Origin of the sequence: Kribbella sp. NBC_01484 (assembly GCF_036227145.1) — a bacterium.
GTDB lineage: Bacteria > Actinomycetota > Actinomycetes > Propionibacteriales > Kribbellaceae > Kribbella.
Map to the genome: position 1 here is coordinate 4,846,781 of NZ_CP109437.1, position 12,984 is coordinate 4,859,764.

Genomic DNA, 12,984 nt, shown 5'->3' on the forward strand with positions numbered 1-12,984 from the left:
ATGAGCGTCGACGTCGTTTTCTGGAGCGTGGTGACGGCACGCTTCGTGTTGCCCCTGTTCATCCCGAAGTATCCGCTGCCCGCGATCATCGGCTGCCTGGTGCTGGACGCGGCCGACCAGTCGATCTTTCAGGCGTTCGGTTTCAATCCGCCGTTCTACCAGAGCTACGACAAGGCGATGGACGTGTTCTACCTGTCCGTGGCGTACACGGCGAGCCTGCGGAACTGGACGAGTCATCCCGCGTTCCGGATCAACCGGTTCCTGTTCTTCTACCGCCAGATCGGTGTCGTGGCGTTCGAGCTGACCGGCCTGCGCTGGCTGCTGCTGGTGTTCCCGAACACGTTCGAGTACTTCTTCATCGCCTACGAGACGGTGCGTACCCGGTGGAACCCGTTGCGGTGGGGATTCAAGTTCTGGGCGATCGTCGCCGGCGCGATCTGGGTGTTCATCAAGTTGCCGCAGGAGTACTGGGTACACATCGCGCAGCTCGACGTCACCGACACGATCAGAGACGTGCCCTGGTTCGGTCCGGCGCTCGCCGCCGGCATCCTCTTGCTGATCGCGGTCTTGTGGTTCGTCGTCCGCCCGCGGCTGCCGCAGACCGACTGGTCCCTGCGGCTCGCGGCCGACCCGTTGCCGGCCGGGATCGACGAGGCGCGCGAGCGGGCCGCGTTCCAGGCCGAGCACCGGAAGGTCTTCGACGAGGCGGCGCTGGAGAAGATCTTCCTGATCGGACTGATCAGCGTGATCTACGGCCGGGTCCTGCCCGGGGTCGAGGCGTCCAGCCTGCAGATCTTCCTCGCGGTCGCCTTCTACGCGATCGTCAACGCCGGGCTCGGACTGTGGGCGGCGAAGCGCGGCCACTCGTGGGAGTCGGCCGGGGTGTCGTTCGCGGTCGTCTTCGCGACGAACGTCGTCCTGGTCGCGGTCGCCGACCTGCTGCTGACGCGAGGTGAGGGCCGCCTGCAGTTGACGGACACGCTGTTCTTCGTCTTCCTGTTCAGCATCCTGACGACCCTCTACGACCGCTACCGCCCGATCCACGACTACCGCGTCGAGATGGCGAAGACCGAAACCACCACCTGACTTACGCCGTGATGTGTGCACGCAGGGCCTTGAGCGCGTCGAGGTAGATCTCGGAGAAGGTCGGGAACGGCTGGATGGTGTCGAGCAGGACGTCGAGTGGGATGCGCGCCCGGATGGCGAGGGTCGCCTGCTGCAGCCATTCGCCGGCCTCGGGGCCGAGCGCGTAGGCGCCGGTGAGCCGTTCGCCGTCGCTCAGGAGCGTCAGGAATCCGTTGCTCTCGGCGTACTTGTGGGTGTACGTCGCGGTCTTCGCGACATCGCGCAGTGCGACGGTCGCGCTGTGGCGGCTGTCGGTGGTGCCGACGGCGGCGGCCTGTGGGTCGGTGAAGACGACCCGCGGTACGGCGTCGTAGTTGGCCGACCTGGATTCGCCGAGGATGTTGGCCGCCACGACCCGGCCCTGGTACTTGCCGACGTGGGTGAACTGCCAGAGTCCTGTCACGTCGCCGACGGCCCAGACGCCTGGGACGACCTGGAGTCGAGCGTCGACCGGTACGCCGTGGGCGCCTGCCTTGACGTCGATCGTCTCGAGTCCGATCCCGTCGACTCGCGGTCGGCGGCCGGTGGCGACCAGCAGCCGGTCGCCCCGGAGTTCGCGTCCGTCGTCCAGGACGAGCACGTAGTCGTCGCCGTCGCGCCGGGCCTCGCTCGCCTTGACCCCCAGGACGAGCTCGATCCCGTCACCGCGCAGCACCTCGACGAGTGCCTCACCGAGTGGTGCGGCCTCGCGCGGCAGCAGATGCTCCGCGGCCTCGACGACCACGACCTCGCCGCCGAGACGGCGGACCGCCTGGGCCATCTCGACGCCGACCGGACCGCCGCCGAGGACCAGCAGCCGGCGCGGGACCGCCTTCATGCCCGTCACCTCGCGGTTCGTCCAGAGGCCGTCGAGCTCACGCAGGCCCGGGACGGGCGGCACGATGGGTTCGGCGCCGTTCGCGAGCACGATGTGATCCGCGGTGTAGCGGCGGCCGTCGACATCGACGACACCCGGGCCGGCCAGGCGTCCGCGGCCGCGGATCAGGTCGATGCCGTTGTCCGCGAGCCACTTCTCCTGGCCGGCATCGGAGTAGTCCGACACCATGAAGTCGCGCCAGGCGAGCGCCGCCTCGACGTCGACAGTCGCGGGAGCGGCCGCGTCGTTCGCGGCGTGCGCGGCCTCGCCCGGACGCAGCAGGGTCTTGGACGGGATGCACGCCCAGTACGAGCATTCGCCGCCGACGAGCTCACGCTCGACGATTGCCACCCGCAGGCCGCCCCCGGCGAGGGCTCCGGCGGTGTGTTCGCCGGGGGAGCCGCCGCCGATGACGATGACGTCGTAGTCGGTCATTGCGGGAGTTCCTGGCCCGACTGCTCGGCGACCATGTAGGTGGCGTACCACTCGGGCCACTGCTCGTCGAACTGGCCGCCGTTGCGCTTCTCGTGCTCGCCGTGGGCTGCCGCCGCCCGCTGCAGAGCCTGCTGCAGGTCGCTGACCGAGGAGTACGACGTCTCACCCGAGTCGATGCGGCCGGGGAGTCGCGTCGTGATTTCCTGCAGGAGCCAGGTGTTGCCATCCGGGTCGCTGAACGTCGCGAACGAGCTGTAGCTGGCGCGTTCGTCGGCCGGTCCGGCGATCCGGTCGCTGGTGTCGGGCTGGAACTGGGCCCCTGGCGTCTTGGGGTGGAACGCCGCGCTGACCTCGATGCCGTGAGCGGCGAGTTCGTTCCGTGCGGCCTCGATGTCGGAGACGACCAGGTACAGACCCCGGGCCGAGCCCGGCGCGGCCGAGGTGATGTTCGAGCCGAACTGGACCGACGCCGGCGAGCCCGGCGGCGTGAACTGGACCACCCGGAAGCCGTTGTCGAACGCGAAGTCGGCGTCGAGCCGCCACTCGAGCTGCTCGTAGAACGCCTTCGCCTTGTCGACGTCGCTGACGGGGATGACGACGGCCTCGAGCTTGAGATCGGTGCTCACTATGTCCTCCTGGTGTGTGTGGGCTTTCCCTGACGACTATGCCGCTCCGCCGGCGGCTTCGCGCCAGTGATCCTCACTGGTCCCGGGCCTGGCCGAAGGTGGTCAAACGCTGGACAGGCTTGGCTGGGGGGTGGACCCGTGGTTTCCACTGGGGTGATGGCGGAACGGTCGCCGCAGATTGGTGGTAGCGGTACCCCTTCGAGAAACGGAAAGACCGATGACCACCATTCACTTCACCGAGATCACCACCGCGACGCCCGAGCAGTTCATCGCCGGGCTCACCGACTTCGGGCCCGGCCGCTCGAAGCTCTTCCCCAACAGCCACGACGACTATCTGAAGGTGCACGACCAGGGACCCGGGTACGCCGATGTCACCGAGGGCTCGGGCGGCGTCTGGGAACGCCTGCACTACAACTGGTCCGACCCGAACCACGTCGTCCTGACGACCGTGGACTCCAACCTCTGGGGCGGCGCCTCAGGTCACACCTACACGTTCAAGCGGCACGCGGACGGCGCGACCGAGATCGATGTCGTGATCGTGCGCGAAGGCAAGAACCTCAAGGGCCACCTGCTCGCGTTCGTGTTCGCCTTCGGCGGCAAGCGCGTGCTGGCCAAGGCCTTCGACGAGACGGTCCGGGCCATCGAGGCACGCAACATCCCGGCCGCCCCGGCGAACCGGGCCGAGGTGTGACGATCGGCCATCGTCCTACCTGAAAGCCGGCCGGAGCCTCGTGCTCCGGCCGGCTTTCGTGGTCAGGTGGGCTCGGACACGAAGAGCTCGATGGCGATGTTGTCGGGATCCTTCAGGTTGAGGTGCAGCCCGAACGGACTGACCTCGATCTCCGAGCAGGCGACACCTGCCGCGGCGAGGTTGGTGTGCCAGGCTTCCAGGTCGGCGCGGGACGGCACCTGGAACGCGACGTGGTCGAGCCCGATCCGGCTCGGGTCGAAGCCCTGATCCGTCATCCCCGGATGGTCGCGCAGGGCGATCATCAGCCCCTGACGGGCGACCACCACCAGGCTGAAGGGGCCGCCGCTCGACGAGAACAGGGTCTCGGTACCGAGCACCCGGTTGTAGAAGTCGGCACTACGCCCTGGGTCGGTCACGGTCAGCGAAAGGTGTGAAACAGCATCGAGTGCGGGCATCGCCACCTCCTGGCCACAGTAAGCGGCACGAGCCCGCAGAACTCAACTCCCCACCAGCAGCCACCGGTTGCCGTCGGGATCGTCGAACTCCACGTAAGGGACGCCGGTCGGCCACCGGGAGGCGGGCCGCAGCGTCGCGCCACGAGCCTGGAGCTCGGCACAGGCCGCCTCGAGATCATCCACCCGCAACAGGCCGCAGGACGAACCCGGCGTGGCCGAGCAGATGCCCGTGCCGATGAGAATCGAGCACGATGAGCCCGGCGGAGTCAGTGCAACGACCCGCACACCCCCGGCTGCATCGTCGCGATCCAGCCGGAACCCCAGGGCACGGTAGAAATGCCGGCTCCGGTCCACATCGGATACCGGAACGACGATTGCCTCGAGTTTGCTGTCCACGAGGCCCATGGTCGGCTCCGCCGTACGGCGTCGCGTCCGTGGAAACCACTGGTGTTCGTCAGCCGATCCGGGCCAGTGCACCTTTGAGCTGCCGGCGAGAGGTGATCCCCAGCTTGGAGAACGTCTTCCGGAGATGCCACTCCACGGTGCGGGGGCTGATGAACAGCTGGGCCGCGATCTCGGGATTGGTCATGCCGTCGCGGGCGAGCCCGGCGATCTGCGCTTCCTGCGCGGTCAGGTCGTTGAGTGTGTCCGGTCGGCGCTTGCGGACCGTCTCGCCGGTGGCGAGCAGTTCGTGGCGGGCCCGCTCGGCGAAGGCCCCGAGTCCCATCTCGGTCAGTTGTTCATGGGCGGTGCGCAGCTGTTCCCGGGCGTCCAGGCGACGTCCCTCGCGCCGTAGCCATTCGCCGTACAAGAGGTGGGCTCGGGCGATCTCGACGCGGAGTGGTGTTCTGCCGAGGTGCTCGATCGAGTCGCGGTAGGCGGTCTCGTCCGAGGCCAGGAGCGCACGGGCGCGCGCCTCGATTCCCCGTCCCCAGTCTGTCGGGGTGGCCGTGGTGCGCTCGGTCAGCCAGGCGAGTGCTGTCTCGACGAGTTTGGTGTCGCCCGTCCTGGATGCCGCCTCGGCGAGTTCGCCGACGACCAGTACGCCGTACCCGAGGACATCCTGCTCGAACACCTGCAGCGCGGCGTCGCGGGCGGCGTCGTACCGGCCGAGGCCGTTGTGCAGGACGGAGTTCGCGTACGTCGCGAAGGCTGCCATCCGGCCCTGGCTGCGTGCGGTGGCCTCCCGGGCGGTGGCGTCGATCAGCGCGGTCGCTGTCGTCTCGTCGCCTCGGTAGGCCTCGAGCAGAAGCCTGGCGTATCCGACCACGGGGTTGCCGGTCGCCGAGGCGAGGTCGCGGTCCTCCTCGACCAGGTAGCCGACTGCCTGCAGATCGCCGGTCAGACACAACAGGTTGGCACGGAAGTTGAGTGCGAACTGCAGCTGCACGAGCGCGCCGGTCTCGCGGGCCATCCGGTCCTGTCTGAGCGCGAGTTCGTGGGCGGCGTCGAAGTCCCAGACCTCGACCGCGATGATGCCACTGGCGCGGTTGCCGGCGAGCCAGAGCCAGTCCCCGATGTTCTCGGCGTCGATCTGGGCTTCGCGTGCCTGGTCGAGGGCCTTGGTGAGGTGCGGCGCGGCTGCCGGGTAGCCGCGGGTGAAGCGGAGCGCGAGTGCCTGGAGCAGAACGTCGGCCGGTGGCTCCGAGGCCAGTGGGGGAGGAGCCTCGGCTGCCGCGAACGCGAGAATGCCCGGCGCATCGGGACCGCTGGCCCAGATAGCGGCCGACATCGCCTCGAGGTAGGCCACGCGCGCCCGGCCGGGATCGTGCCGGTCGAGTTGCTTGGCGGCGTTGAGCAGGGTCCGGGCGGCTTCACGGGCGCGTCCCTGGTCGAAGGCGATCGATCCGCGCAGCCGTTCGACTTCCGCCACCCGCAGCGCGTCCGGTGGCCCGGCGGTCACGGCTCCGAGCAGGCTCAGCGCCGCGTCGAGGGCGCCGGCACTGCGTTTCGCCACTGCCGCATCAAGTGCTCGCTGAGCCCTGCGGGCGGGCTCGGGGGTCAACTCCGCGGAGCGCTCGAGGAAGGTGCCGGCGGCGAAGAAGCCGCCGCGGGCCTGCGCTCTGCGCGCCGACTGTTCGAGCTCGGCCGCGACCTGCTCGTCCGGTCGCGCGGATGCCTGGGCCCAGTGCCACGCGCGCCGATCCGGATCGAGGTCGGGATCGGTCACCTCGGCGAGCGCCTGATGCACTGCCTGCCGATCCCGGGCGGTGGCCATCCGGTACGCCGCCGAGCGCACCAACGGGTGCCGGAAGGCGATGTGCTGGCCGAAGCTGATCAGTCCCGACTCGATGGCTCCTGCTGCCGGGTCGGCGCCCAGGCCGAGTCGTTCGGCCGCTTGCCAGAGCAGGGGTGCGTCACCGAGTGGCTCGGCCGCGGCGGTCAGGAGCAGGAGCCGGGTGTCCGGCGGGAGGGCTTCGAGCCGCCGTACGAAGCTCTCCTCGATCCGGCCGGCCAGCGTGCCCGCACTCAGGCCGTCCGCCAGTTCTGCCGCGGTCCAGGCCTGGGGCAGTTCGAGCAGGGCCAGCGGGTTGCCGCGCGTCTCGGCCACGATCCGGTCGCGGACGCGCGGGTCGACCGGCCCCGGCAGCACCGAATCCAGCAGTGCCCGCGCGTCGGCGTCGTCGAGCCCCCGGATTTCGAGCTCCGCGAGTCCGGACAGCTCGTGGTCCTCTCCGTCGCGGACGGCGAAGACCATGACCACGGATTCCGCCTCCAGCCGCCGGGCCACGAACGCGAGGATCCGCGCCGACATCAGGTCGAGCCACTGGGCGTCATCGACGACGCACAGCACCGGCTGGTGGGCGGCCGCGTCGGACAGCAGGTTCAGTACGGCGAGGCCGACCAGGAATCGATCCGGCGCCGTCCCGCTCAGCAGGCCGAACGCCGTACCGAGGGCCTCGTGCTGCGGCCGCGCCAGCCGCTCCATCCCGTCGAGAAAGGGGCGGCAGAGCTGATGGAGACCGGCGTACGCGAGCTCCATCTCGGACTCGATCCCGACGGTGCGCGCGACCTGGCAGCCGTTGACGCGTGCCACCAGGGCGTCCAGGAGCGCCGACTTCCCGACTCCCGCCTCACCGCGCAGAACCAGGGCCTCGCTCCGACCCTGCCGCGCCGCGTCGATCATCCGGTCCAGTACGGCGCGCTCCCGCAACCGGCCCCTCAGTTCACGATCCGCCATCGCCACGCCTCAGGCTTGCACCCGAGATCCACCCAACGCAACGCCGACGGATCAGCCCTTGGTGTTTCGGGCTTCGATGGCCTTGACCGTGTTCGCGAAGGCTTTGGCCAGGAGGCGCTTGCCGACGATGCCGACGACGACTCCGAGCGCGCGTCCTTTGAGGTTCTTGCCCTCGCGCACGACCGTGACGTCGATCGCCGTCGTTCCGTCGGGCTGCGGCGTGAGGTCATACGTGTGGCCGGACCTTCCGCCCCACATGTTGGAGTCGGTGGTGGTCAGGACGACGTGGTTCGGGTCGGACCAGTCGTAGTGCAGCCGTTCCCAGATTCCGGCGGACCCTTCGGTGACGTCGGCGTCGTGATCGCCGCGGCTGTGGACCACGAGATACTCGTCGGTGCTGTTCCCGAAGAGTTCCGCACGCCCCGGCCCGAAGTCCGTCAGCCCGTTGACGAACTGCTCAGGCGTCGAGGTCGTGGTCGCATGCAGCCGAATCGTGGGCATGTGTGCTCCTTCTCGGTGTGGTCAGTCCCGCACTGACCACACACTCCCGCACCCAGACCACGCATCGCACCAGTAGCTCCCACGGGCCCGCGTTCGGCTTCGTGCAGAGCTTGCGCCTCGCCAAGAACCATTGAGGCCGTTACCGCACTGGGCGTCCCAGCCACGCGGGTCAATTTGAGGGGAGAACCTCGCAGATGCACCCTTCTACCCACCGCATGCCGGGGGTGAAGGGGCCAGATGAGGGGAGAACCCCGCATCTGGCCGCCGGGGGGCGGCTTCGGGGCGATGGTCACGCCGGATTACCTCGCCAAGCTTGCTTGCCGCGGCACTAGCCGAGTGGGGCGGGGGATTCGGCGTGGGGGATGAGGAGGTGTGGGGTGCCCGTGCCGTCGGCTGGGACGGTCCAGATGTCGGCGTCGGCGGGGGCTCGGGGGATGGCGTAGGCGATGGTGTCGGGGTCCAGCCAGGAGGGTTGGTCGTCTACGGTGCGGGTTTCGGCCAGGGGGTCCGTGCGCCTGAAGCCAGGTCGAGGACGGAGAGGCGCCAGCCGTTGGCTGGGTCTCCGTTGATCGCTGATTTGAAGGCGATGCGTTTGCCGTCGGGGGACAGGGACGGGCATTCGACGTTCTGGGTGATGGTGCGGATGGTCTTGGCGGCGATGTCTCCCTGCACCAGGTAGCGGTGTCCGGCGGTGGACATCGTGGCGTAGAAGTGGTTGTCGTCGCCGCGGGCGAACGTGATGCCCCAGAAGTTGAGATCGGCGGCGGTGTAGGGGTGGCCGTCCAGAGTCACCGAGAGAAACTCGAGTGAGTCGACGGTGTCCTCGTTCTCGAGGTCGATCAGTCCCGCGCGGGTGGAGAACCGTCCGTGGTTGTACGAGTCCCCGGCAACGAACACCGTCCAGGCCACCATGCGTCCATCCGCGGATACCCGGGTGCGGTTCGGGACGCCGACGAGCGGAATGGCTCTCTCCACTTGGAGGTTCTTGTCGAGGATGGCGACCTGGAACGTGCTGAGCGCGCCGTCTTGGCGTAGACAAGCGCCGGTGCCGCCGGCGGCGTACACGCGCAGGCAGCTCAGCGTGGACACCGAGCGCGGCCCGTCCGGATGGTTCTTCGCCACCAGCGCCAGATGACCCATGCTGTCCGGCGCAGTACTGCGGAACAGGATCCGCGGCCCGCCCGTGAGGCTCAGCCCGTTGGTCGCCGCGGCCACCGGCGTGTCATCACGGGTCATCGTGAATGCGCCGTACCCGACTGCGACCGCGGTCAGCAGCAGCGCCCCGAGGAGGGCGACCAGCAACCGGCGCGTCACGCCTGCTTCTCCGTGGCCCGGATGCCGCGGAGCAGCAGGGCGATTGCGAGCACCGCCACGGCGACCAGTGCCGCGGCGATCCTGGTCGCGCTCGCAGGTCCCCACACGGTCCACGCGAGTCCGAAGAGCACCGAGGAGACCAAGTAGGACAACGCCTGTCCAGTCTGGATCAGCGCGATTCCCGTCGTACGCAGAGCCACCGGCAGCACCGGTCCCGCCAGTGCCATCAGCACTCCGTCCGTGGAGGCGTAGAAGAGTCCGTACAGCGCGAGCACCATCACGAGCAGCGGCCAACCGCCGACCGGTCCGAACAGCAGCAGGTACACCAGCACGAGTGCGGTGTAGCCGCCGAGCACCACCTTCAGCCGGCCGATCTTGTCGGCCAGTACGCCCAGCGGTGTGGCCGGCAGCAGGTAGGACAAGTTGGTGCCCACGGCAAGCAACGGGAACCAGCCGATGCCCAGCTCTTCCCGCCGCTGCAGTAGCAAGTAGACGAATCCGTCGCCGATGGTCACCAGACCGGCCAGGCCCGCGGCGACCACCAACCGCCGCACCGGAGCCATCCGCAGCAGGCCACCTAGCGCGGACAGCGCCACCGTGCCCTTGGGTGGCTGTTCGTCGCGGCGGTCCCGGACGAACAGCACGAGCACCAGCACCCAACGCGGCGATACAGAAGCTGGCCATGAACACTGCGTCGCGCGGCGCCGTACGCAGGCCCTTGCCGGTACGGTCGATCGCGATCACCGCACCGATCACGCCGACAGCGTTGCCCGCGGCAAACAGTCCCAGTTTGGCCACCGCCGACAGCCCGTAGCCGAGGCCGGCGATGAACTTACGGCGGCTCGCCCGGTCGGCGACGTACCCGCCGACAAGCCGCAGCAGGCCGGTCGCACCGGTGTACGTGCCGTCGACAACGCCGTACACGGTCGGGCTCAAGTGCAGGCCGAGCACCAGGTAGACCGGCAGAACCGCGGTCACCATCTCCGAGGAGATGTCGGTGATCAGGCTGACCGCGCCGAGCGCGAACACGTTGCCGCTCACCAGGAACAGCGCGCGCCGCGGACCTTTGTTCGCGGCGCGCGACTGGTCGATCGTGGAGAGGTACACGGTGGCTGTCAGTTCCACACGTTGATGATTTCCGGAGCCGAGTTCAGATGCGAGAGGCCGTAGGCGCTCTCGATCGTGCTCAGCACGTTGTAGTGGTTGATCTGGTTGGAGAACGAGCCGACCTGGGTGTGGGCGCCGACGAACGTGGTGAGGATGTGGTTCGACGATCCGCCGTTGTCCTCGTCGAAGGTGACGATCAGCAGGCTGTTGTGCGTTTTCGCCCACTGCGCGTACGCGTCCAGGTTGTTCTTGAGCCAGGTGTCACCCGTGCTGACCGAGCAGTCGTGCATGTCGTTGCACATGTTCGGGGTGACGTAGGAGACGGTCGGGAGGCTGGCGTAGTTCGCCGAGCTCGGGAAGGCCGTGAACCTGAGGTTGCTGGCGGCGGGCACGGTGGTGAAGTTGACCCAGCCGTTGTGCTTGCGCTTGTACTGGCCGCTCGAGCAGCCGGTGTATCCGTCGGAGGGCATGCTCTCGGAGTAGCCCTTGAAGGTCTTGCCCGCCGTGATCAGCTGCTTGCCGAGGTTGTTGCCGCTGTAGGTGTGCGGGCAGCTGTCGTCGGTGACGCCCTGGGTCGACCCGGAGAAGATCGCCAGGTAGTTGGGCTCGCTGGGGTGGGTGACGCCGTACGACTGGGTGAACTTCGCGCCCTGGCCGGCCAGGCTGTTGAAGTACGGGGCACTGGAGCTGCCGTTGAGCTGCGAGTACGCGTGGTTCTCGAACATCACCAGCACGAGGTGATCGAACACCGGCACGCTCGCCGCCGCTTGCGCGGTGGGCGAGGTGGCGGTGGTGATCGCCGTCGCCGAGGCGATGAGAGCCGCCGCGACCGCGACCGCGGCCGCAATGCGCTTCCGTATCACGAATCCTCCTCACAAGGATGGGCGGACCCTGATCGGACGGTCAGGGTCGCGGCCAATCCTGAGAGCCGACGGCCGCTCCAGGCCGAATGCTGCGAGCACCTCAGATGTGCGCGAGGTGAACAGCGCGCGATCGCTCAGACGATCCGCCTGCTCGCACAGCGTGAGGCGGCCGCTCAGCGAGAGCGGCGTACGCGGTGGTCGGCGGCGGTCATCAGGGTGGCCATGGCGGTCTCAGCCGCGTCCGGGTCGCCCTGCTGGATCGCGGTGAAGACGGCCTGATGCTCGGCCAGCGTGGCCTCGATGGTCCCCGGGACCCGCAGCGTCCGATCGAACCAGTCGGCCAGCAGCGACTGGATGCTGGTGAGCAGACTGTGCAGTACGACGTTCTGCGCGATGGTGGCGATCTCGAGATGGAAGGCGATGTCTGCCGCCACGAATGCCTCGACGTCGTCGCCCGCGTCACGCATCCGGTCGACGTGCTCGCGGAGACGCTCGAGCTGGGCCTCGTCGGCCCGCCCGGTGGCGAGCCGGGCCGCGAGCAGCTCCAGTTGTTCGCGCACCTCCACCAGGTCGCCGATCTCGGGCTCGCCCAGCGCCAGGCTCCACTCGAGAGCCTGTGCCAGCAGCTGTGTGCTGTCCGCTCGCAGATACGAGCCGGAGCCCGGGCGGATGTCGACCAGGCCGAGCAACTCCAGCGCGGCGATCGCCTCGCGCAGCGTCGATCGGCCCACTCCGAGCATCTGCGCGAGATCCCGCTCGGACGGCAGCCTGGCCCCGACCGGGATGTGCTCGGCGCCGAGCTGCTCGATCAGCTGGCGGGCAACCAGACTCGCGGTGGACAGGCGCTGGACCGGCCGGAACCGCGTTCGGATGAACGGCGTGCCTTGCCCCTCGCTCACATCGCCCGCCCCCTCAGCGCGGCGTCGCCGCCGCCGGCTCCCGGCACACCCTCACCGGGTCGACGGCTCGAGACGAAGCATTCTGGTGATCACCCGATCGAGCTCGCCGTCGTCGAAGATGCGCTTCCAGTCATCCTTGATGATCGTCTCGCGGCCGTAGGCTATCGCGATCTCACAGGCCTCGGAGAACGAGTGCGATCCGCGCAGGGCGTTCGTGAGGGCGATCTGGACATGCCCGTACAGCATCGCCCGGGCCGCCGGTTCGGGCACGCCGACGGTGTGCACGGTCTCGGCCAGCGCCTCCTTGAGCAGCGTGCCGACCATGCAGGCGACGGTCTCGACGAGAGTGGGCTCCAGTACGGCGAGCTGCTTCACCGTGACCCAGTGGACGTCGAGGACCGGGCCGTAGATGACCCGGATGACCTCCTCGACCCGACCCTGGCTTGCAGCGTCTTCGACGGCTGCGACGACATCCTGAGGTGCGCTGACCCCTCCGAACGTGTCGGCCCACTGCTCGGCGCTGGTCCACTCGAGGAACACCGACGGGTGACACGGGTGTGCGACGGCCTGGGTCACGCCGTCCCGGGTTGCGAGCAGGCCGGCGTAGGCAGCCGCGGGGTCGAGGGTGAGGAGGACTGTCCCGTCCCTCATCAGCGGAACGACGTCGTGCGAGACCTGACCGAGCACGGTGTCCGGGGTCGCGAGTACGACGACATCCGCCTGGGGCACGGCTGTGGCGGCGGCGGTGACGGTCCGCCCCGCCGCGTTCACCCGCTCGATGCCGGTTGCCGACGTCTCGCAGTACAAGGCCTGGTACGGGCTGGTTGCGAGATTCGCCGAGACCCGTTGGCCCATCCTGCCGCCCGCTCCGATGACGACGACTGTCTCCTGCTGCGTGCTCATGACACCCGAATGTAGGTCCCTGGGAAAG

13 protein-coding genes and 1 pseudogene are annotated in these 12,984 nt (G+C 68.7%); 2 read left to right on the forward strand and 12 right to left on the reverse strand.

The genetic code is table 11. The features are described 5' to 3' along the window. Positions 1–1,086 carry a hypothetical protein gene (locus tag OG555_RS23815; RefSeq protein WP_329474743.1) on the forward strand — a complete coding sequence of 362 codons (1,086 nt, stop codon included), beginning with the start codon at positions 1–3 and terminating at the stop codon, positions 1,084–1,086. A gap of 1 nt (position 1,087) precedes the next feature. Here the strand turns inward: OG555_RS23815 and OG555_RS23820 are convergent, their stop codons facing one another. Together OG555_RS23820 and OG555_RS23825 are read right to left on the reverse strand one after the other, a co-directional pair. After that, positions 1,088–2,416, reverse strand: a complete 1,329-nt coding sequence (locus tag OG555_RS23820; RefSeq protein ID WP_329474744.1) for a dihydrolipoyl dehydrogenase family protein — start codon at positions 2,414–2,416, stop codon at positions 1,088–1,090. Further along, positions 2,413–3,042: a VOC family protein gene (locus OG555_RS23825; RefSeq protein WP_329474745.1), complete on the reverse strand. Its 630-nt coding sequence runs from the start codon at positions 3,040–3,042 to the stop codon at positions 2,413–2,415. The genes OG555_RS23820 and OG555_RS23825 overlap by 4 nt, the downstream gene beginning before the upstream one ends. Before the next feature lie 217 nt (positions 3,043–3,259). Here OG555_RS23825 and OG555_RS23830 point away from each other — a divergent pair, with 217 nt between their 5' ends. Beyond that, entirely contained in the window at positions 3,260–3,733 is a 474-nt protein-coding gene (locus OG555_RS23830) for a hypothetical protein (protein ID WP_329474746.1), read from the forward strand. A 62-nt stretch (positions 3,734–3,795) separates the two neighbouring features. Here OG555_RS23830 and OG555_RS23835 read toward each other — a convergent pair whose 3' ends face one another. The 10 genes and pseudogenes from OG555_RS23835 to OG555_RS23875 form a co-directional block, all read right to left on the reverse strand. Further along, entirely contained in the window at positions 3,796–4,188 is a 393-nt protein-coding gene (locus tag OG555_RS23835) for a VOC family protein (RefSeq protein ID WP_329474747.1), read from the reverse strand. A gap of 42 nt (positions 4,189–4,230) precedes the next feature. Next, complete coding sequence (locus tag OG555_RS23840; RefSeq protein ID WP_329474748.1) at positions 4,231–4,593, reverse strand: VOC family protein; 363 nt, start codon at positions 4,591–4,593, stop codon at positions 4,231–4,233. A 49-nt stretch (positions 4,594–4,642) separates the two neighbouring features. Continuing rightward, positions 4,643–7,369 carry a helix-turn-helix transcriptional regulator gene (locus tag OG555_RS23845; protein ID WP_329474749.1) on the reverse strand — a complete coding sequence of 909 codons (2,727 nt, stop codon included), beginning with the start codon at positions 7,367–7,369 and terminating at the stop codon, positions 4,643–4,645. Between the two features lie 51 nt (positions 7,370–7,420). Continuing rightward, positions 7,421–7,870 carry a hypothetical protein gene (locus OG555_RS23850; protein ID WP_329474750.1) on the reverse strand — a complete coding sequence of 150 codons (450 nt, stop codon included), beginning with the start codon at positions 7,868–7,870 and terminating at the stop codon, positions 7,421–7,423. A gap of 480 nt (positions 7,871–8,350) precedes the next feature. Beyond that, the gene (locus OG555_RS23855; RefSeq protein WP_329474751.1) at positions 8,351–9,184 is read right to left on the reverse strand and encodes a hypothetical protein; all 834 of its coding nucleotides are present in this window, start codon (positions 9,182–9,184) and stop codon (positions 8,351–8,353) included. Next, a complete protein-coding gene (locus tag OG555_RS23860) occupies positions 9,181–9,840 on the reverse strand; it encodes an MFS transporter (protein WP_329474752.1) in 660 nt (219 codons plus the stop codon). The genes OG555_RS23855 and OG555_RS23860 overlap by 4 nt, the downstream gene beginning before the upstream one ends. Before the next feature lie 151 nt (positions 9,841–9,991). Further along, positions 9,992–10,165 (reverse strand): annotated as a pseudogene (locus tag OG555_RS42900) (MFS transporter); the annotation flags it as partial. Positions 10,166–10,299: 134 nt separating this feature from the next. After that, on the reverse strand, positions 10,300–11,154 hold the full coding sequence (locus tag OG555_RS23865; RefSeq protein ID WP_329474753.1) for an alkaline phosphatase family protein: 855 nt from the start codon (positions 11,152–11,154) through the stop codon (positions 10,300–10,302). A gap of 173 nt (positions 11,155–11,327) precedes the next feature. Beyond that, complete coding sequence (locus tag OG555_RS23870; protein ID WP_329474754.1) at positions 11,328–12,053, reverse strand: FadR/GntR family transcriptional regulator; 726 nt, start codon at positions 12,051–12,053, stop codon at positions 11,328–11,330. 51 nt (positions 12,054–12,104) lie between these two features. Then, a complete protein-coding gene (locus OG555_RS23875) occupies positions 12,105–12,956 on the reverse strand; it encodes a phosphogluconate dehydrogenase C-terminal domain-containing protein (RefSeq protein WP_329474755.1) in 852 nt (283 codons plus the stop codon). Positions 12,957–12,984: the final 28 nt, after the last annotated feature.

Coding starts and splice junctions, on each gene's coding strand:
- OG555_RS23820 (WP_329474744.1), bottom strand. CDS start 2,416: ATGACCGACTACGACGTCATCGTCATCGGCGGCGGCTCCCCCGGCGAA.
- OG555_RS23830 (WP_329474746.1), top strand. CDS start 3,260: ATGACCACCATTCACTTCACCGAGATCACCACCGCGACGCCCGAGCAG.
- OG555_RS23840 (WP_329474748.1), bottom strand. CDS start 4,593: ATGGGCCTCGTGGACAGCAAACTCGAGGCAATCGTCGTTCCGGTATCC.
- OG555_RS23835 (WP_329474747.1), bottom strand. CDS start 4,188: ATGCCCGCACTCGATGCTGTTTCACACCTTTCGCTGACCGTGACCGAC.
- OG555_RS23875 (WP_329474755.1), bottom strand. CDS start 12,956: ATGAGCACGCAGCAGGAGACAGTCGTCGTCATCGGAGCGGGCGGCAGG.
- OG555_RS23850 (WP_329474750.1), bottom strand. CDS start 7,870: ATGCCCACGATTCGGCTGCATGCGACCACGACCTCGACGCCTGAGCAG.
- OG555_RS23815 (WP_329474743.1), top strand. CDS start 1: ATGAGCGTCGACGTCGTTTTCTGGAGCGTGGTGACGGCACGCTTCGTG.
- OG555_RS23845 (WP_329474749.1), bottom strand. CDS start 7,369: ATGGCGGATCGTGAACTGAGGGGCCGGTTGCGGGAGCGCGCCGTACTG.